This window comes from Enterococcus raffinosus (genome assembly GCF_018917525.1).
In the GTDB taxonomy this organism is placed as follows: Bacteria; Bacillota; Bacilli; order Lactobacillales; family Enterococcaceae; genus Enterococcus_A; species Enterococcus_A raffinosus_A.
This window is the reverse complement of the sequence record NZ_JAHLOS010000029.1, coordinates 1-18,921: the sequence shown is the minus strand read 5'-3', so window position 1 is coordinate 18,921 and position 18,921 is coordinate 1. Positions and strand designations below refer to the sequence as shown.

Here is an 18,921-nt window from a genome sequence, read left to right as displayed (position 1 = left end):
AATAGCACAGTTGGTTATCCTCCAATGTATTAAGGAGTCTATATGAATCGAATGACGAAAATGGCTTTATTATCGGTGTCCTTATTAGTTGTTTCCGCCGGTGCAATCGCGGGAAATATTCCTGCCATCGCAACAGCCTATCCGGACATTAACGAAACAATTATCGAGTTATTGACGACATTACCCTCGCTGTTTATTATTCTAACGGTTTTGATAAGTCCTAAAATAGCCAAGAAAATCGGGTACAAGAAAACCGTGCAGATAGGGATTGTTCTTGTGCTTGGCGCCGGGATTCTTCCGGTCATAACGAAATCATTTGCCGTATTGTTTTTAAGCCGTGTGCTCTTTGGGATCGGCGTAGGTTTGTTGAATCCATTGCTTTATTCATTTGCGAGCCATTTATACCATGGAGGAGAACTAGCATCCGTTATTGGTTTACAAAGTGCTTTCGAAGGAATCGGCGGGATGCTAATCACTTTTCTTGTGGGACAGCTATTAGTGATCGACTGGCGTATTTCCTTTTTGGTGTATTTTTTAGCACTTCCCGTTTTACTCCTGTTTTCTTTCTTAGTGCCAGATATCCCGAAAATAAAACCCGGCGCCCCGATAAAAAAGGCAGGCGGAAAGCTTTCTTCAAGTTTCGGCGGCTATTTGCTTCTATTAATAGTGATCGTAACAGTCTATATGTCCGTTACCGTAAAAGTCACTTCGTTATTGATGGACAAGGGGATCGGCGATGCGACAGATGGCAGCAACCTAATCGCTTTAGTCGGGCTAGGCGCCATGCTTGCAGGGATGTTTTTCGGCAGAACCTTTCTTACGTTTAAGAAAAATACGTTGGTCCTCGCGTTTATTCTTTTAGCTGCCGCGATGTTTCTTTTAGCCTTTTCCAAGACACTTTGGCTGACGGCATTGGCGGCGATCCTATGTGGCTTTGCCTTTCGAACATTTATCCCTTATGTGTTTAACGAGATCAATCAACAATCGGGCAATCCAGAGAAAAACACCGCCATTTTACTGATGGCCTTTAATTTCGGCGCAGCTCTCGCGCCAATCTCCATTGCCCTTGCTCAAAGAAAGCTGCCTTTTTTACAGGGGGCCGGCTTGTTTATTGGTGAGGGAATCCTGATTCTTGTGATGGCCATTGTTTTGGGCATAGGGAGTAAAATCGTAAACAGAACCAGAAATTTAAGTATACACAGAAAGAAGGAGATGAAATGAGTAAACCGTATATTGTTTGTCATATGTTAACCTCTATTAATGGAAAAATCAGCGGCCCGTATATGGGATCAAACTATGCCCAATCAGGCAGTCAAGCGTATGAAACAACCAACGATTCCTATCATAGCCAAGCATGGCTTTGCGGCAGGGTGACCATGGAGGAGAATTTCACCCACTATCAAAAACCGGAGTTTGATGAGAACGCACCAGTGTATCCTCGAGAAGATTTTGTCGCGGTTTCTGATGTTAAAATGTATATTGTTTCGGCTGATCCATCAGGGAAAGTCGGTTGGCAGAAAAACAATGTGAATTACGCTGGAAGACCGACGGCGCATATCATTGAGATTTTAACGGATCAGGCGAGTGATAAGTATGTTTCATTTTTGAGAAAACAGAAAATTTCTTATATTTTTGCTGGAGAAAAAACCATTGATTGTTCGTTGGCGGCTGAAAAATTAGGTGAGTTGTTTAACATTAAAACGTTAATGGTTTCTGGTGGCGGTGTGATCAATTGGTCCTTTCTGGCAGAAAAAATCGTTGATGAAGTCAGCATTGTCGTTGCCCCGGTGACCGATGGCGCGACGAATACCAATACTATCTTTGAAAACCAAAGCGAGCAAGAATCGAAGGTGCCGATCGGTTTTAAGCTGGATAAGATTGAGGTAATCGAAAAGGATACTCTTTGGTTAAGATATAAACCGATCAATTAAATAGGTTCATTGACTGAAGCTTCACTTTAAATGGTAGTCTATCTGCAAAGAATCGGTTATCTTCCATCCATTAAAAAATCGCTGAACTAAAGCAGTTCAGCGATTTCTTCGTCTATCACCAGATCAGTAATAAAATCCATCTTAAGCAGGGTTTGAACACTCTCAGCTTTTTCCTTTCCGGTAGCTGCGATGACGACTCGAGGAATTTTCTTGATATCCTGTAGTTCGATTCCCAGCAGGCGTTGGGAGAAGCCTTTTTTTAGTGGGGGCTTTCGGCGGCGATTGCTCAAATGAAATCCATCAATAAAAAATGCACGAAATTGTTTAGTTGACCTAGGACACAGAATGTTCTTGGTCTTTTTTATAGTGACTTTACTCTCTAGGTGTATTATTTATGGTTTTATTTACAAAAACAAACGGAAACGAATAGACGGTTATGGAAAACGTTTTTACTACTTTTGGAAACGAAATATTGAAAAAAAGAAACGGTTATGCTATATTTTAAATCAACGGAGGGGTTATAATGTATTCTGAAATCTTAAAAATTATTGAGGGCGGACTCTCAAATGATAGACAAAAAGTGATAAATTACTCACAAAAACTATCAGAGCATTTAATTGCTAATGGACAAAAAAATATTGGTGATAAGATTACGAAAACGATCAAAGAAAAAAATACAAATCTGACTACATTGGACGGTCTGAGTACAAAACCCTTTGATAAAGAGACAAAGGTAGATATGGTGGATATTTCGATTCCTACAGAAACAAAGGAAACGTTGATTTTTAATGAAATCGTAGAGAGTGAAATAATGGATTTTATAAATTCGTATGTTAGTAGAGACAAATTAATCCAAGCGGGAATTGATTTTAATAATCATCTACTTTTATATGGAAAGCCAGGAACAGGAAAAACATCGCTCGCTAAATATATCAGCCTCCAAACAAATTTACCACTCATAACAGTTAGATTGGATGGCGTAGTTTCATCTCTTTTAGGAAGTACCGCCAAAAATATACGGAAGGTTTTTGAATATGCTTCGCAAAGGCCTTGTGTATTATTTTTAGATGAATTTGATGTTCTAGCAAAGATTAGAGATGACAAGAATGAATTAGGAGAACTGAAGAGGGTAGTCAATAGTTTGATACAGAATATGGATAATTTCAATGATGATAGTATTCTGATTGCTGCGACGAATCACGAGAAATTATTAGACGAAGCTGTTTGGCGCAGATTTGATAAGATCATAAAGCTGGATGTTCCGGACAGTGAACTAAGAAAAGAGTTGATTATTGAGTATTCGACTGTTTTAGAAACGAATTATTCGGATGATCAAAAAAAATTATCTGAATTAGCCACTGTCACAGAAGGGTATTCACCTGCGGATATAAAAAATGTTGTCTTGTCTGCGGCAAAAAAGACATTGATACGTAATGATGAAATATTGAATTACTCTCAACTACTTTACGAGATTTTCTTGCGAGAGAATATTGGGGAAGATTCAATTGAAAAACCAATAAAATATTTGTTGACGCATAAAGTATCTCAAAAAGAAGTCGCAACCGTTTTAAATGTTTCTTTAAGAAAAGTAAGAAATTTATCAAAGGAGGATTAACATGTCAGATAAACATCCGATTATTCGTTTTCAACAACGAGAGATTGATAATGGAGGAACACCTGGAGGAGGAAGTAGTAAAAGACCAAAATGGGTTCTTTCTGGCGAAGAGTTATTTTCCCATAGCCAGGAATTGATCTCAGAATTGAAATCAATCAATCGTTCTTGGGACTTCAATCAAAAAATTGGTATCCCTAAAACGGTAAGAATAGATTTCATTGAGAAAGCGAAAGCGAAGACTCATCAAGCGAAAATCGTGGATCTTTTTTCAGTCAGTGAAAAATTAACTCAAATAGGAATGGCTTCGGAGTATTCAATGATTTTAAAAGTTCCAAATGAGTTTGATATGAATAAGATTGAACTTCGCTTGAATGATACTGAAAAGAATGACATCACGATTTCTGCGATTGATTCAATTGAAACGTTTTTACCACAGGTGGATATTCATAACAGGCAAGAAAGACATAAAATGACTTTCTTAGATTTTCGAAGTTCAGAGACCAATTCAAATGCAAAAAAATACATTCTGGATACTCTGCAGCAAAAGAATATTTCATTTAGTTTAGAAAAATACGGCAACTCAGAAATAATTATTTTCAAAGAAAGCAACCTAGATAAGCTCAAATTTGTTCGAGAACTCCCAATAAAAAGTATTGAACCCTTGGAGGAAACACTGCCTCCCTTTCCGCTTTTAAGTGTAGACTTTTCAGTGGAGGAAAATTTCATTAGTTATGAAAAAGATCGCGCTTATCCTGTTGTGGGACTTTTGGATACAGGTGTTGAAATAAATGATTTTACAAAAGATTGGGTTGTACAAGGAAAGGGCGGGTATTATACCGAGGGTGAACTCAATACAGATCATGGCACATATATCGCTTCTTTACTCATTCATGGAGATAAGCTGAATGGGTTTCATGATTCATCAGTTTCGGGATGCAGAATTGTTGATGTGTCTGTTGTGCCAAAGTTTCCAATAACAGGTCCAGAACTTGTAAGAAATATAGAAAACGCTATCACCAAGAACCCAAATGTCAATATTTGGAATCTATCTGTAAGTCTAGATGCTGAGATTCAAAATGATCGTTTTTCTGACTTTGCGGTTGAATTGGACCGTATTCAAAAAGAAAATCAGGTCTTAATTTTCAAGTCTGCTGGAAATGATGCAGCATTTTATTCAGGTGGAATCGCTGGGAAATTGAGTATTGGCGCTGATAGTGTAAGAAGTATGACTGTTGGCTCAGCAAATCGTGAATCAGATGATTTTGGATTTTCAGTGAAAGATTATCCTTCTCCTTATTCAAGGATTGGTCGAGGCCCTGCAAGCATTATCAAACCAGAAGTGGTCGATTATGGTGGAGATGTTTTCGCATTGAAATCGAATCCCTCCTCTAAAAATGAGTTTGAAGTAATTGGAGAGATTGGTTTTTCTGGGGATTGTGTGGAGGAAAGACAAGTTGGAACAAGCTTTTCTACACCTAAGGTTGCTAAAAAAGCAGCTGAATTAACCATGCTTCTGCAAGAAGAGTTTGATCCATTGTTAATTAAAGCGCTTTTGATTCACTCAGCTGGATATGCTGAATCTCCGATAATTAAATGGGAAGAAAAGCTGAAAAAACTTGGTTATGGGAAACCCAAATCTGCGGATATTATTTTAGAAGAAGATGATTATTCAGCGACCTTATTGCTACGGGGAAATCTCGCCAAAGGTAAAAATATCAATATTATGGATTTCCCATTTCCGAAAAATTTAGTTAAGGACGGGAAATTCAGAGGACGAATAAAAGCTACTCTAGTCTATGATCCACATCTGATCAGTGGATTAGGGGCAGAGTATTGTCAATCTAATTTAAATCTAAAATTAGGGACATTTTCAAAAAAATTCGATAGAGAGGACAGTCATAGACGATTTAATCCGATTGGGCGAGAGGATAGTAAAAATTTGTTAAACACTGATCTATATGCTAAAAACAAAATGAAACAAAATGTTACGTATGGAGTTGAACGGCTGCAAATTAAATACGGGGATAAGTACTATCCAGTAAAAAAATACGATAGTGATTTGAGCGAATTGAGGCCAGCTAATGAAGAGCTTTTAAATTCTGATCGAAATTGGTTCCTATTTTTAGAAGGGCAATATAGGGACTTCGTTACAAAATATTATCAAGCGATCAATAAAGTTCCGAGTATCGACTATTGTCTAATTATTTCAATTATTGATCCCGAAGAGGCGTTGGATGTTTATACTGACACAATTAGAAGTCTTGACCAATACAATTTTGTTCATGAAAATATCATCTCCGAAGTTGATATTCATATTGATAGAGGAGTCGACTTATAAATTTTTGAAACATACGTGAGAATATAGAATTTTTTTGGAAAGGCGGAAAATTTGTGTGTGTAAATAGAACTCCTTCACAACAAACAGGTGAGGGAGCCGAGCCACTATTAAAATCTCGTTTGTCAAAATACGGTTCTGTAAACGAATATAATAATGATTATGGTTTTGATTTTTCATGCGCCATTATATCAAACAATAGCTATACAGGGCAGGAGTTCTATGCTCAATGTAAGGGCACGGAGAAAATTGCTGAAGATAAAGATTTCGTATCGTTGCAACTCAAAACATCAACCGTTCGATTATGGTTTAAAAAAAGGTATCTGACTTTTCTGTTCTATGTTGATCTTGATAAAGAGGATATTTACTGGGTAGCTCCTTTTGAGCAGCTGTCTGAAAAAATAAAGTCTATCGCAGATAATCAAAAAACGATTGTAATAAGGGTTCCAAAAAGCAATCTCCTTGATCGAAAAGAAGAGCGACTTCCGGTAGCGTTTCTTAAGAGCATGGAGACTTTTGATAAATATCTTTTAAACGGCACCCTACTCAAAATTAATGAAGATTTAGCTTTATTTACTGAGAACGATCTCTTTTCTGAGGAACTTACGATCAACGAGGATGAATTGGAAATAATAATCGATTATAGAAATGTCCGTTTGGTGGCTGCCTATCCAAAACATAATCTCTTTTCAAATAAAGGGCAAGGAAATTGTTTAATACAATTTAGCAGACATCTAAAAAAAGCAGAAAATGATTTGACTTTTACTCATGAGCAAATATTGACCATACTTTCTTCTGGAAAAGAGACTGATTTTCGGTTAGGAATGAGAAAATATGTAGGGCTTTATTTAGAAAGATACAATCAGTATTTTGCAGATTTTGGAAACAGTAGGATTTATCTATATCCGCACGAGGTGAGTGATCTATGTAAGGTAATGGATGTATTTATACCAAAATATATTGCAAAGATCACTGACTTTATGAAAAGAATTGACGCGCGTTCTTTTGAACCTTATGGTCATAGTCACATGAGCTATAAATTTATGCAGCTTGATGTACCAGTATGGGAAGCAATCAGAGACTATGTACAAACATACCAAACAGATTATGGCAAATATGAAGACGGGTATGTGTTTACACCAGTAAGTGATATTAATTATATTGGGATAGATGATGAAAAAGGAAGGCAGTTATGTGAGGTTCGCGGACACTACACTCAATCAAAATATAATTCTGAGAATTTAGTTGTAGATGTTGTATGGAGGTGTCTAGATAGTTCAAATTATGGCGGAGCTAATCCAACCTATACCGTTTCTGAGACGTATTCTTACTTTATCAATAAGTTGCTTCCTAAGTTTCTTGTGAATGCTACTGTTACAACGAAAAAATCTTTTTTTCGCTCTAAAAAAGAACTAGTCTATCATCCCAAAACGAAGATTGAAATTGAAAGAATGGTTGGCGTACGCAACTATAAACTTCCGATGAGCTCCAGCGATCGTTCTGAAATATCGAATGTTTTCTTCCAATTATCCGAGTTTTTAAAAAACATGAAATTTTATCCTATCAAGTCTGAGGCACTCAGAAACCTGATGTCACAGTTTGATCATATAGTACGTGAGCAATTATCAAGCTGTAGTGATTATTCTAAGCAATGGTATCGAACTACAAGGGAAGATCTATTTAAATCAATAGCAAAAATAGAACAAGAAAATCAGGAAGCAAGTGATGGATATTTTTTAGCATATATATTTAGAAAGTTTCAGTCAATTATCTGTGAATTTCCAGAAGCATTTGGAAGAGGAAAGCTATCAGAACTTGAAATATTACATGATTTTTCCCAAGTGATTGCCGACTATAATGAACATAAGCTAATTGAATTGTTAACAAATTAAGAGGTTAGAGCTATTCTGATGTATCAATAGATATTAGTTGTTTAAAATAGCGACTATAGGAAGCCGTCAATCAACACAAAATATTATAGAACCGAAATCGCTGAACTAAAGCAGTTCAGCGATTTCTTCGTCTATCACCAGATCCGTAATAAAATTCATCTTAAGCAGAGTGTGGACGCTCTCGGCTTTTTCCTTTCCGGTAGCTACGATGACGACTCGAGGAATTTTCTTGATGTCCTGTAGTTCGATTCCCAGCAGGCGTTGGGAGAAGCCTTTTTTTAACGGGGTGCCGTCTACAGTAAAAATCGTACTGCCGATATCGCCGATGGCGTGTTCGCTTTTCAGCAGCGCTGCTTCTTCTTCGGAAATGTATTTCAATTTTTTATAGGTGGCGGAACGAATAGGGTCGCTGACACCTAGGATCGCAAGGTCGACTTTTTTTCCTTCGTCGATGATTTCTTTGATTAGCTCTGACTTAAGCAGGGTTTCCTTCACCTCTAAGGTATCGGCAATCGCGGGTGCGTAAAAGTAGGAGACCTCGCTATTATATTTTTCAGATAAGACAAAGGCTAAGTGATTGGAGTGAAAACGGACCTCTGAAAGACCGATACCGCCAATTAGCGGCGTGATTTTCAAATGGTTCAAATTTAATAAATTCGCGTGCTCAACGTATTCATAAAGTGTGGAGCCCCAGCCGATTCCTAATTTATGGATGCTTTTTAGCATGGGCTCGATCAGGTCGGCGCAGAGTTTTCCGGCGGCGGCTTTTTTATCTTTTTGGGATTTTGCCGCGATTTTTACATTGTTTAGCTGATATTTTTCCATCAGCCTTTCTTGCAGCTTCAGCAGGTGCAGCTCATTGTGCTGAATGGTGATCTTGACGATGCCTTTTTCTTTGGCTTCGTGAAGCAGTGAAGCCACCGTTGGCCGCGAAATATTCAGCTTTTTGGCGATTTCACTTTGGGTGGCTTCTTCTTCGTAATAGAGAAGCGCTGTCTTCAGCATCAAATTTTCTCGATCAAGCATTTGTATCCCTCCTCGTAACATATGTTCCTACAAAATTATTTTTATACCAAATGATATCCGCGGATTCCGTTGACTTTTCCTCTTAATGATACTACAATTTTTACAAAAGTAAATAGTGTTTTACAAATGTAAAAAGGAGAGGATTCATTTGTTAGTCAATTCCAAGGAAATGCTGTTACAGGCCAGTAAAGAAGGCTATGCTGTACCTGCTACGAACTTTATCGATCTAGATTCGGCCCGGACATTTGTTACGGTGGCGGAAAAATTAAATAAACCCTTGATGCTGCCATTTGCCCAAGCTCACAAAGACTTGATCTCATTAGAAGAGGCGGCATTAATCGGGAAATACTTGGCGAATAAGGCTTCTGTACCGATTGTCTTGCATTTGGACCATGGCGAAGATTTTGATTTTATCAAACAGGCGATTGATTTGGGCTTTACCTCTGTCATGATTGATGCCTCTAAGGAAAGTCTGGAAAATAATATTGAAATTACTAAAAAAGTAGTGGATTATGCCCACCCAAGAAACGTAACAGTAGAAGCGGAATTGGGGCATGTTGGTGCCGGCACCAATTATGAAAATCACGAAACCACCGATTCTATTTACACAGAGGTCAAGGATGTTCAGACCTTTATCGAGAATACGAATGTCGACTCGCTGGCGATCTCGATTGGAACCGCTCACGGAGCCTACAAGGGAACACCGGTATTGAATTTTGAACGTTTAGCGGAAATTAAACAGATCACAGATGTTCCATTGGTTTTACATGGCGGCTCTTCTTCTGGCAACGCGAATCTAAACCGCTGTGCCATCAGCGGCATTGCTAAAATCAATATTTTCACGGATTTCCTAAATGCGGCTTATCAGAAAAATATGAATGGGCAACCAAAGGATTATTTAGAAATGAAACAGTTTTCGAACGAGGCGATGGCCGAAACACTAGAGGCGTGCTATAAGGTTTTCGCGACGAAAAGCGTGAATTAAAAGGGGGAACAACGAATGTCTACTAAAATCAAGTCGCCATTTTTCGTATTTAATCCGAAATCTTATTTATACGGCGAAGAATTACTGAAATTGGCGAAACGTGCGGATGAAATGGCAGCGAAATATCCGGAATGTTCGATCTTAGTCACCGTTCCTTTTGCGGATATCGCCGCAGTGAAGCAGGCGACAGAAAAGGTCATCGTCACCGCCCAGCATATGGATGGGATTTATCCAGGTAGAGGGATCGGACATGTCTTACCGGAATCGATTTATCATGCGGGGGCACGGGCTGTTTTCTTAAATCATGCCGAGCGCCCAATGACTGTCGCTGCGTTAGCTCAGGCTATCAAACGGGCCAAGGAGCTAGGCATTGAAACGATTGTTTGTGCTGATTCTATTCCGGAAGCCCAGGCGGTGGCAATGATGGGGGCGGACGTCATTTTGTGTGAACCGACCGAACTGATCGGAACCGGAAAAACAAGTGATAGTAGCTATATTGAACAAACCAATCAGGCAATTAAAGCGATTGACGAGAACATTTTAGTGATGCAGGCCGCTGGAATCAGCACCGCAGACGATGTTTATCGCACGATGGAACTTGGTGCGGACGGGACTGGTTGTACCAGCGGGATCACAAACGCGGAATCACCGGCAGAGATGCTGACGGATATGATCGAGGCACTGGCAAAAGCATATAAGGAAAGAGGTTAAGCAAAATGGCTGTAAAGCATGAACAATTATCACTGGATACTCAAGCGGGGAAGGTGACGTATCTAGATATTACTCTTCAATTAAGAAAAGCGATCAAAAATTCAGGCATTCAAGACGGCCTATGTGCCATTACGACTCCTCATACGACGTGTTCAGTCATTTTTGAAGAATACGTTCACGACAAGGATTGGAAGGGTGACGAATTTTTACAGGTTGATCAAAATCGCATTTTAGACAAATTAATTCCACGACAATACACCGAGTCTGATTATTTATATCCTGGTCCAGCCCATGTGGAATTTCTCAAAGACTTAGCCGCCAAGGACCCCAATTATCTGCCTGATCCAGTCTCGATTTTAAACGCGGACGCCCACATTAAGGGCTCGTTCTTCGGAGCCAGCGAAACGGTCATTATCAAGGATGGCGAACCATTGATCGGTTCAGTTGGGTATTTGTATTTTGTTGATTGGGATCAAAATCGCGAACGCACGCGTACCTGCAATTTAATGATTATGGGTGAATAAGAAAAGAAGTACAATCGGAGTGAAATAACTCAGGATTGTACTTCTTTTTTTAACTATTTATTTAGTTAGGAAAAAATCGCTGAATCTCGATCGCCGCGGCTTCTGGAGAATCAGAAGCGTGAATAATATTTTCACTGCCGTTTAGCGCGAAATCTCCGCGAATCGTTCCTGGCGCAGCTTCCAAGGCATTGGTTGTGCCAATCATGGTTCGAATGATCCGAATGACTTCTTTTTGCTCAACAATCATGACAACGACTGGGCCTGAGGTCATATAGGCCAGCAGGTCATCAAAGAAGGGCTTGTCCTTTAGGTGAGCATAATGGGCCTTAACTAATGGGACATCGAGGGTTCTTTGCTGCATTTCCTTGATGACCAAGCCACGATCCTCAAGGCGCTGGATAATTCGTCCAATTAGTTTTCGCTTAACGCCATCTGGTTTAATGATTACGACAGTTTGCTCCACGTTTTTCACCTCTTTTTCATCGTTAAAATTTTAAGCAAAAAGCCAAGATGTGACACCTTGGCTTTTTGTAAGGATTCTTATGATTGGTGCTGTAGTTGTTTCAGAGCTTCCCATTTCCAATTTTCAACTTCTGGAATATCCGTTCCATTTTCACGAATAAAGTCGTGGTGGAATTGAAGGGTTTCATCCATTTTAGCTGAGAATGCTGCTGCATCCAAGCCATATGCTGCGTTTGCCGCATCTTGCGCCAAATGGAAGCGATCCATTTCGCTAAAGACACGCATATCAAATGGGGTAGTAATATCGCCATTTTCACGGTAGCCATGAATATGAATATTGTGGTTATGACGATCAAAGAAGATATCCCGCACCATTCCTTCATAGCCGTGGAAGGCGAAGACGATTGGTTTATCCGCAGTAAAGATGGCATCGAAGGCTTCATCAGACAAGCCTCTAGGATCAACATCTGGATGGCGCAGCTTCAAAAGATCCACGACATTAACAAAGCGGATTTTTAGTTCTGGGAAGTTCTTATTCAATAGCGAAACTGCTGCTAATGCTTCTAGATTTGGTTCGGTACCAGCCGCAGCGATCACCACGTCAGGTTCTTCACCGTTGTCGGTACTTGCCCAATCAATCACCTTCAAGCCTTCTTCTACCAGCTCTTCTGCCTCAGCGGCTGAGTAGAATTGTGGGCGAGGGTGTTTACTTGAAACGATTAGGTTGATGACTTGTTCATCCTGCATCGCTTTATCCATGACCGCCATCAAGCTATTGGCATCGGCTGGTAAATATTCGCGGATAAATTCAGGCTTTTTCTCTGCTAAATGGGTCAAAATACCGGGATCTTGGTGAGTATAGCCATTATGATCCTGTTGGAAAACAGTCGAAGTGGCAATCACATTCAGAGCCGGATATTTTTTGCGCCATGAGTGCGCACTGGCTTTACGCATCCATTTAAAATGCTGTGTCAACATTGAATCGACCACCCGAAGGAAGGATTCGTAACTAGCAAAGAACCCGTGGCGGCCAGTCAATACATAGCCTTCTAAAAACCCTTCGGCCTGATGCTCAGATAATTGGCCATCGATAACGCGGCCAACAGAAGATTGCCATTCATCTGTTGCATTCTTTGGTTCTAACCATTGGCGGTCAGTGACTTCAAAGACTTTATTTAAGCGATTTGATTTTGTTTCATCAGGACCAAAAATACGGAAGTTTGTCGGATTTTCGGTGATCATGTCACGGGCTTGTTGTCCGAAGACGATCATATCCTGCGCCATTACCGCACCTGGTGTCGAAGTATCAATGGCATGCTGCTTCCAATCAGGCATTTTCATTGGTTTTGGTTCAATCCCGCCATTGGTAATCGGATTTTTTGCCATGCGTTTGTCGCCTTCTGGAGAAACCACTCGTAATTCTTGCTTGATTTTTCCTTTTTCATCGAAAAGTTCCTCTGGACGATACGATTTCAACCAATTCACTAATTTGTCGATGTGCTCCATGTGTTCAGAATCCACTGGAATTGGGACTTGGTGAGCACGGAAGGTACCCGCGATTTGTTCGCCGTCCCAAGTTTCAGGGCCAGTCCAACCTTTTGGTGTGCGGAACAAAATAACTGGCCAAGCTGGCATTGTCGCATCTTCGGCTTTGCCTTTGCGTGCTTCAGCTTGAATTTCTTTAATATCCTCAATTACAGCATCTAAGGTTTTCGCCATCATTTCGTGAACTTCCTGCGGATCGGTTCCTTCAACAAAATAAGGATTCCAGCCCAAGCCTTCAAAATAATTCGCCAAATCTTCGTTGCTCTTGCGAGAGAGAATAGTTGGATTAGAGATTTTTCCGCCATTTAGATAAAGAATCGGCAATACAGCCCCATCATTTACAGGATTAATAAAGACATTTGAGAACCAACCGCCGGCTAATGGACCAGTTTCTGCTTCGCCATCGCCTACAACTGTCGCCGCAATCACATCAGGATTATCTAAAATCGCGCCAGTAGCATGTGACAGGGCATAACCTAGTTCGCCGCCTTCATGGATCGAGCCAGGTGTTTCTGGCGCAGCATGAGAGGCGATGCCGCCAGGAAAAGAAAACATCTTGCATAGCTGTTTCAAGCCGTTTTCGTCTTCGGTAATTTCAGGATAAATCTCGGTGTAGCTTCCATCTAAGTAAGAGTTGGCCACCATTACCTGACCACCGTGGCCCGGACCTTCGATATAAAACATATTTAGATCATATTTGTTAATCGTCCGGTTTAAATGCGCGTATAAAAAGTTTTGACCAGAAATCGTTCCCCAGTGTCCGATTGGATGAGTTTTTACATCTTCTTTTTGAATCGGACGGCGTAATAACGGATTGTCCTTTAAATACATTTGAGCTACCGAAATATAATTGGCTGCTCGCCACCATGCGTCTACTTTTTCTAAATACTCTGTTGAATCAAAATTGGTTGTCATCGAAAAGCTCCTTTGTGGTAAAATTTACTTTTATAGTTCTAGTACAATATACCTTTATCTTGTGATTTTGTAAACGATAAATTTCAATTTTCTTTTTCTAACTGGAAAATAGTGAGCGAGAAGGTGACGGATCAAAAGTCAGAAATGTGTAAATAGCAACGTTTAGAAGGGCGGTATCTGATTGGATAATCGTTAAAAAATTTTTTATTTTAGAGATTAGTGTTGATTTTATCGGGTTGTCTTGCAACCTCTTTGATCTAAACGGAAGGGTAATGACACATGATATGAACCAGAATCTCTGATGAATAAAAAGAATGGAAAGAGAATACGAACAAAATTTTGAATGTTCAAATTTTCACAATATTGTTGACAATCTTTTTTTATTATGGAATAATGCGAAATTAGATTGATGGTGCGTCTTGAAAAAATACGAACTCGGCCGAGTGAATTCTTTTTTTTAAAGATGTTTGTGATTTTTTTCACCCGTTTTTTATCAAAGAAAGGATGATCGAGTATGAAGGAAAGAAGACTGCAAACCCCGTTCTATTGTGTTAATTCTCAGGTGCTTTGGAAGGATGAAGAGGCCATCAAAAATGCTGTGCTGGTTGATCAAAAGGTCTCACAGCTAGGAATGGATGCCATCTTTACCGTGTGCAGCGAGGATGTCGCCAAAGTGAAAAACGTGATTCATCGCGTCAAACTCGCGATTGATTTTACAGACGCTAAACCTGAAAATTTGAAAAAGCTGAGAGCAGAAGGTGCTGAGGTCATTATTTTTGATGATCTTGAAACGATTTTCAACATAAAAAATATTTTAGAGATAGTCAAAGAACTGAATTATTCCGTCTTAGTAAGAACCGAGAGGCCCTTTGACATTCCTGAAAATGTCTTAAAGGATATTGATATTATCAAATGGAATTTTAGCGATGATCTGGAGGATTCGACTGTGAATGCGCGTTTAAGCACAGAGCAAAAAGACTTTTTAGTGTCATTTAAACATGCGAATCCCCATATCGCCATTATTTATGGAGCAAGGAAGAATATCTCCAGTAATTTGGTCCTAAACACCTTACTGTCAGGCTTGGATGGCTTTGGTGAACTGGGCGGCTATCGAACAACGACTGAAAAACGTTCAGAGATGCTGCATGCGATGAATGATTATAAAAACGTCTTGGATTTCATCAAGTAAATCGAGAAGAATGCTGGTATCAAAGCGTTTGTGAACGGTTCAAAACGAGAATTTTTGTCAAAAGTCCGTCATTTGGTGGGCTTTTTTCTTATTTTTTGAAAAAGATATGGGTACTTTTTTCTAACGAGTATTATTTTATGATAGCAGGCTGCACGTTGCTATCATGTTTAACCGCTAAAGATTTTTATATTTTAGTTGCCATCAAATTTTTGGTGTGTAAATCTCTTGGAAATAGGCGTATGTTGTTGGTGTAGATATCTCAACAAAGAATCATTCTAAATGAAAGGGGGAAAACCATTTGCACGAGTATGGCATCACGAATAAAAAACTGTTTACGCTGTCACGGAAAACAGTCGAAAAACGAATTCGCAAGTTTTATCATGAGACAAAAGATGGCACGGCCACCATCGAAATGTTGATTGCATTACAAGTTCGGGCAGAACTCTGCGAATCAGAATTTAAGAGTGTGTTACGCGGATTAGCGAACTACATTTTCTTAAAAACTCGCTCGACTGCCGCGATGCGTCGCTATTATATTTATTTTACTGATTATTTCGGAAAGAAAGAATGGCAATTATTATCTGCAAAATTATTCCCAGCGCAAACCTATGTCGCTGAAGAAACTGAGCAATTATCGAATCAAATCATTGAAGAACCATTAACCGGATTCGCGGAATCATGACGATGATTCCCAGTCTAAGCGAAGAAAAAATGAAAAACGAAAGAAAGGAAACTAAAAAATGAAAACGATTACGTTAGATGCGGAATTTGCCGACGACATTGGCAAATCCCATCATTTCAAATTTAAACATTTTGATCCGACAAAAACCGCGGATCAAGTCAAAACAGCATTAACCAAATTAACCAAGATCGGCCTGTTTGAAAAAGACGGCGTCGCTCTATTCAAGGAAGTCTTGCGGGCAAAAATGATCGTAAAAGAAGTCCGGACGATCTTTGATGATAAAGAAGAAACTGAGAAACTAGCTAGCGATCCAATGAGTATCACGATGGAAGCAGCTGGCGGAGCACAACCTGTTGTTGCGTCACCTCCTGTGAAGGATGAACCCCAGCCAAAGTCTGTCAAGAAATCTGGAGAAATCCGCTTCCCAGAGGATTTCACCATCACCGAAGAACAACCAAAACCGGGTTGGTTGATCAAAACAATCCAGCTGCCAGTGGGTGTGAAACCGCAGGATATCAGTGAAAATCAAGCCATGATGATGATCATGTCCTGTCTGCCGGCAGGTGTCACCGTGGAGGACCTCGCAGTAGATGAGCAAGCAACGCCAGTGAAGCTGATTATTACGGCGAAATATGAGGAGGAAGCAGAAGAATCAATAGCCTCCGCAAACAAGGAATCTCCGCAGAAAAAACCTAAGAAGAAACGGAAGCGACTACTCAATCGTATGCGCAAACGAGAGTAAACAGCCAAGTTTCCGCCTCATCAAAAAAATCCAACGTTGGGATGAGGCGGATTAGTTTGTGATTGAAAAGATGATAGCAATTTTTAAGCCCGCAAAAGCTGCGGGCTATTCGTCGTGTTATGTTAATTTTGTGGTGAATTCAATAATCAGAATTTTGTGAGTAAAAGAGGTAAGCCCATTGATTTTTGCTGAAAAAGACGAAGAGCGTTTAGAACAAGGAACAACTGATATCTATTTTTTAGTATACGACTGCTTGTGAACCCTCTGGTGGTTCCTTCGAATCAACTTTTTTTCTGCAGAAACATCAAGCATTTTATCAAAACAAGTAATTTTGGACTATCAAATAGTAATTGTCTAGAGTAATGTTTGTGCGCGAACAACTGCCATGATAGTTACACCATAAATATCATCGACACTAGATCCGCGAGACAAGTCGCTAATTGTCTTTTTAAAACCTTGTAGAAATGGACCATAGGCCTTTGCGTTTGCAAATCTTTGTATGGATTTGTATAAAATATTTCCGGTATTTAGGTCAGGAACGATTAAAATATTCGCATTCCCCGCAACTTCACTTTCTTGAGGGACTTTCTTTTTCGCAACTTCTGGAACGATTGCTGCGTCCAATTGGAACTCACCATCAATTTTTAATTGTGAATTTTTTTTCTTCGCTATATTTAAAGCTTCAACTACAGCTTTTGTATCTTCGCTTACTGCACTACCCATTGTTGAATAGGAAAGCATTGCTACTCTAGGTTCCCACCCTAATAATGCCTGTGTTGTATCGGCAGTAGTTAAAGCAATATCAGCTAGTTCTTCTGGATTTGGAGATTGACAAACCCCACCATCAGATAGAACAATTAAGTTTCCTTCTGGTCCATTGAAATGTGGAATTTCCATCAGAAAAAGGCTAGAAACAGTACTTACCTTTTCTTGGAGCCCAACGATAACTTGGCTTGCTAATATAACATCGGAGGTTGTGTTCGTAATCCCGGCAACCATGGCATCAGCGTCTCCTTTATGCACCATCATTGCAGCAAAATATAAGGGCTTTTTAAGGACCCGATTTAATTTTTTTATTGAGAAGATTTGATTCTCTTTATAGAATTCCTCAGCATAATGAGAATTCAGTTCTAGATTCTCGTTTGAGACTAATTTCATCCCTGAAATATCTACATTTGCCTCTTTAGCAGCAGTTATGATTTCTTCTACCGAACCAACTAGTATTGGTTCAGCAATTTTATTATCTAATGCAAGTTTTGCTGCTTGCAAGATTTTTGAATCGGTCGCTTCAGGAAAAACCACTTTCTTAGGATTTGCGGCTGCCTTTTTTTCTAATTCATTTATAATTGTTTTTACCATTTTGATCAGTCCCTTTTCTACTATTAGTGGTGAATTGTTAGTAAGAATGAGCAATAGCAAAGGCAAGAACGTAATCACCATCTGATGAAAATGAAATTTTAAATTCTTCTATGCCCATTGTTTTTCCCACTTCTCTTATTCTTCCAGAAACTTGTACATATGGAATTCCAGCTTCATTATTAAGTATTTCGATATCTCGAAGGTTAACGTGATTTCCAACTATAGATAGCGTTTTAAATATCGCTTCTTTGCCTGCAAATCGAGTCGCATAATAATGGTTTGAGTTTGAAGAAAAAGTGGCTTGCTTGTGCTCTTCTCTTGTATACGTTTTAGCTAGGAAAATACTATGTTTATTTTCAAGAATGCGATTCACTCTTTTGATATCCAACAAATCTGTTCCTATTCCAATAATCATTTTCAGAACCTCCTCTTATTCAGTAGACTAGCACGAAAATAGTCATTTTAAATACACAGAAAAGGGGATACTGTTTAAATTAGACACTTCGATTGAAAACGTTTACTTTATACACTTTAAAGGAATCTGTTCATTAATATAAGAGAGGGGATTAGTATACTAAAGTCAATAAGAGACAGCTTAAGTTTCTTAACTTAATTACAGGAGATGATTGAAGATGGAAATTAAAGAAGAAGTTACAGAGATGATTATTGATGCTGCTACAAAAACATTTAATGCGGATAAAAGTAAGTTTAATTCGCAAACAAATCTAGAGAAAGATTTTGATGCAAAATCAATCAATTTTGTACAAATCATTGGGGAATTAGAAGATGAGTACGAAGTAGAAATTGATTTCATGGCTTTCAAAAATGCAGAAACGATTGAAAAAGAGGCTGATTATGTTGCGGAATTATTGTAAAAACTAATTTGATAAGTCTAGTGGTAATAAGTCAAGAGTAAAGTAACACGTTTTCTACCCTAAAGAACTGAAAGAAGGTGCACTCAAAAAAGCCTAGCCTAATGAAGCGTTTTCACAGGCTGAGTTCAAAGAG

Annotated in this window: 18 protein-coding genes; 12 read left to right on the top strand and 6 right to left on the bottom strand. The window is 39.2% G+C overall.

Annotated features, from left to right (window positions below; genetic code table 11):
- Positions 1-42: 42 nt before the first annotated feature.
- The gene (locus tag KQI58_RS15930; protein WP_216410025.1) at positions 43-1,221 is read left to right on the top strand and encodes an MFS transporter; all 1,179 of its coding nucleotides are present in this window, start codon (positions 43-45) and stop codon (positions 1,219-1,221) included.
- Positions 1,218-1,931, top strand: coding sequence for a dihydrofolate reductase family protein (locus KQI58_RS15925; protein WP_216410024.1), 714 nt, complete (start codon positions 1,218-1,220; stop codon positions 1,929-1,931). Before KQI58_RS15930 ends, KQI58_RS15925 begins: the two co-directional genes overlap by 4 nt.
- Positions 1,932-2,017: 86 nt before the next feature.
- Here the strand turns inward: KQI58_RS15925 and KQI58_RS15920 are convergent, their stop codons facing one another.
- Positions 2,018-2,221 (bottom strand): sugar-binding domain-containing protein, encoded by a 204-nt coding sequence (locus KQI58_RS15920; RefSeq protein WP_253295981.1) that lies wholly within the window; start codon positions 2,219-2,221, stop codon positions 2,018-2,020.
- 233 nt (positions 2,222-2,454) lie between these two features.
- On the opposite strand from KQI58_RS15920, the gene KQI58_RS15915 reads away from it, so the two are divergent.
- From KQI58_RS15915 to KQI58_RS15905, 3 genes are all read left to right on the top strand, one after another.
- Positions 2,455-3,546 carry an AAA family ATPase gene (locus KQI58_RS15915; RefSeq protein WP_216410023.1) on the top strand — a complete coding sequence of 364 codons (1,092 nt, stop codon included), beginning with the start codon at positions 2,455-2,457 and terminating at the stop codon, positions 3,544-3,546.
- A gap of 316 nt (positions 3,547-3,862) precedes the next feature.
- Positions 3,863-5,884 carry a S8 family peptidase gene (locus tag KQI58_RS15910; protein ID WP_216410022.1) on the top strand — a complete coding sequence of 674 codons (2,022 nt, stop codon included), beginning with the start codon at positions 3,863-3,865 and terminating at the stop codon, positions 5,882-5,884.
- 53 nt (positions 5,885-5,937) lie between these two features.
- On the top strand, positions 5,938-7,773 hold the full coding sequence (locus KQI58_RS15905; RefSeq protein ID WP_216410021.1) for a DUF4365 domain-containing protein: 1,836 nt from the start codon (positions 5,938-5,940) through the stop codon (positions 7,771-7,773).
- A gap of 105 nt (positions 7,774-7,878) precedes the next feature.
- On the opposite strand, the gene KQI58_RS15900 is transcribed toward KQI58_RS15905, so the two are convergent.
- The gene (locus tag KQI58_RS15900; protein ID WP_216410020.1) at positions 7,879-8,799 is read right to left on the bottom strand and encodes a sugar-binding transcriptional regulator; all 921 of its coding nucleotides are present in this window, start codon (positions 8,797-8,799) and stop codon (positions 7,879-7,881) included.
- A gap of 148 nt (positions 8,800-8,947) precedes the next feature.
- Here KQI58_RS15900 and KQI58_RS15895 point away from each other — a divergent pair, with 148 nt between their 5' ends.
- The 3 genes from KQI58_RS15895 to KQI58_RS15885 are packed head-to-tail and all read left to right on the top strand — an operon-like array spanning position 8,948 to position 11,019.
- Complete coding sequence (locus KQI58_RS15895; protein WP_216410019.1) at positions 8,948-9,784, top strand: class II fructose-bisphosphate aldolase; 837 nt, start codon at positions 8,948-8,950, stop codon at positions 9,782-9,784.
- 15 nt (positions 9,785-9,799) lie between these two features.
- Positions 9,800-10,495 (top strand): triose-phosphate isomerase, encoded by a 696-nt coding sequence (locus KQI58_RS15890; RefSeq protein WP_216410018.1) that lies wholly within the window; start codon positions 9,800-9,802, stop codon positions 10,493-10,495.
- A gap of 5 nt (positions 10,496-10,500) precedes the next feature.
- Positions 10,501-11,019 carry a YjbQ family protein gene (locus KQI58_RS15885; protein ID WP_049219418.1) on the top strand — a complete coding sequence of 173 codons (519 nt, stop codon included), beginning with the start codon at positions 10,501-10,503 and terminating at the stop codon, positions 11,017-11,019.
- Between the two features lie 61 nt (positions 11,020-11,080).
- On the opposite strand, the gene ndk is transcribed toward KQI58_RS15885, so the two are convergent.
- Both ndk and KQI58_RS15875 read right to left on the bottom strand, forming a co-directional pair.
- Complete coding sequence (ndk, locus tag KQI58_RS15880; protein ID WP_216410017.1) at positions 11,081-11,482, bottom strand: nucleoside-diphosphate kinase; 402 nt, start codon at positions 11,480-11,482, stop codon at positions 11,081-11,083.
- Positions 11,483-11,559: 77 nt separating this feature from the next.
- Positions 11,560-13,941, bottom strand: a complete 2,382-nt coding sequence (locus KQI58_RS15875) for a phosphoketolase family protein (RefSeq protein WP_216410016.1) — start codon at positions 13,939-13,941, stop codon at positions 11,560-11,562.
- A gap of 514 nt (positions 13,942-14,455) precedes the next feature.
- On the opposite strand from KQI58_RS15875, the gene KQI58_RS15870 reads away from it, so the two are divergent.
- From KQI58_RS15870 to KQI58_RS15860, 3 genes are all read left to right on the top strand, one after another.
- Positions 14,456-15,130 carry a hypothetical protein gene (locus KQI58_RS15870; RefSeq protein ID WP_216410015.1) on the top strand — a complete coding sequence of 225 codons (675 nt, stop codon included), beginning with the start codon at positions 14,456-14,458 and terminating at the stop codon, positions 15,128-15,130.
- Positions 15,131-15,428: 298 nt separating this feature from the next.
- Positions 15,429-15,812 (top strand): hypothetical protein, encoded by a 384-nt coding sequence (locus KQI58_RS15865; protein ID WP_216410014.1) that lies wholly within the window; start codon positions 15,429-15,431, stop codon positions 15,810-15,812.
- Between the two features lie 58 nt (positions 15,813-15,870).
- Positions 15,871-16,554 (top strand): hypothetical protein, encoded by a 684-nt coding sequence (locus KQI58_RS15860; protein ID WP_216410013.1) that lies wholly within the window; start codon positions 15,871-15,873, stop codon positions 16,552-16,554.
- Positions 16,555-16,908: 354 nt separating this feature from the next.
- Here KQI58_RS15860 and KQI58_RS15855 read toward each other — a convergent pair whose 3' ends face one another.
- Both KQI58_RS15855 and acpS read right to left on the bottom strand, forming a co-directional pair.
- Positions 16,909-17,913, bottom strand: coding sequence for a phosphate acyltransferase (locus KQI58_RS15855; RefSeq protein ID WP_216410012.1), 1,005 nt, complete (start codon positions 17,911-17,913; stop codon positions 16,909-16,911).
- 37 nt (positions 17,914-17,950) lie between these two features.
- The gene (gene acpS / locus KQI58_RS15850; protein ID WP_216410011.1) at positions 17,951-18,328 is read right to left on the bottom strand and encodes a holo-ACP synthase; all 378 of its coding nucleotides are present in this window, start codon (positions 18,326-18,328) and stop codon (positions 17,951-17,953) included.
- Positions 18,329-18,545: 217 nt separating this feature from the next.
- On the opposite strand from acpS, the gene KQI58_RS15845 reads away from it, so the two are divergent.
- Positions 18,546-18,788 carry an acyl carrier protein gene (locus tag KQI58_RS15845; RefSeq protein WP_216410010.1) on the top strand — a complete coding sequence of 81 codons (243 nt, stop codon included), beginning with the start codon at positions 18,546-18,548 and terminating at the stop codon, positions 18,786-18,788.
- Positions 18,789-18,921: the final 133 nt, after the last annotated feature.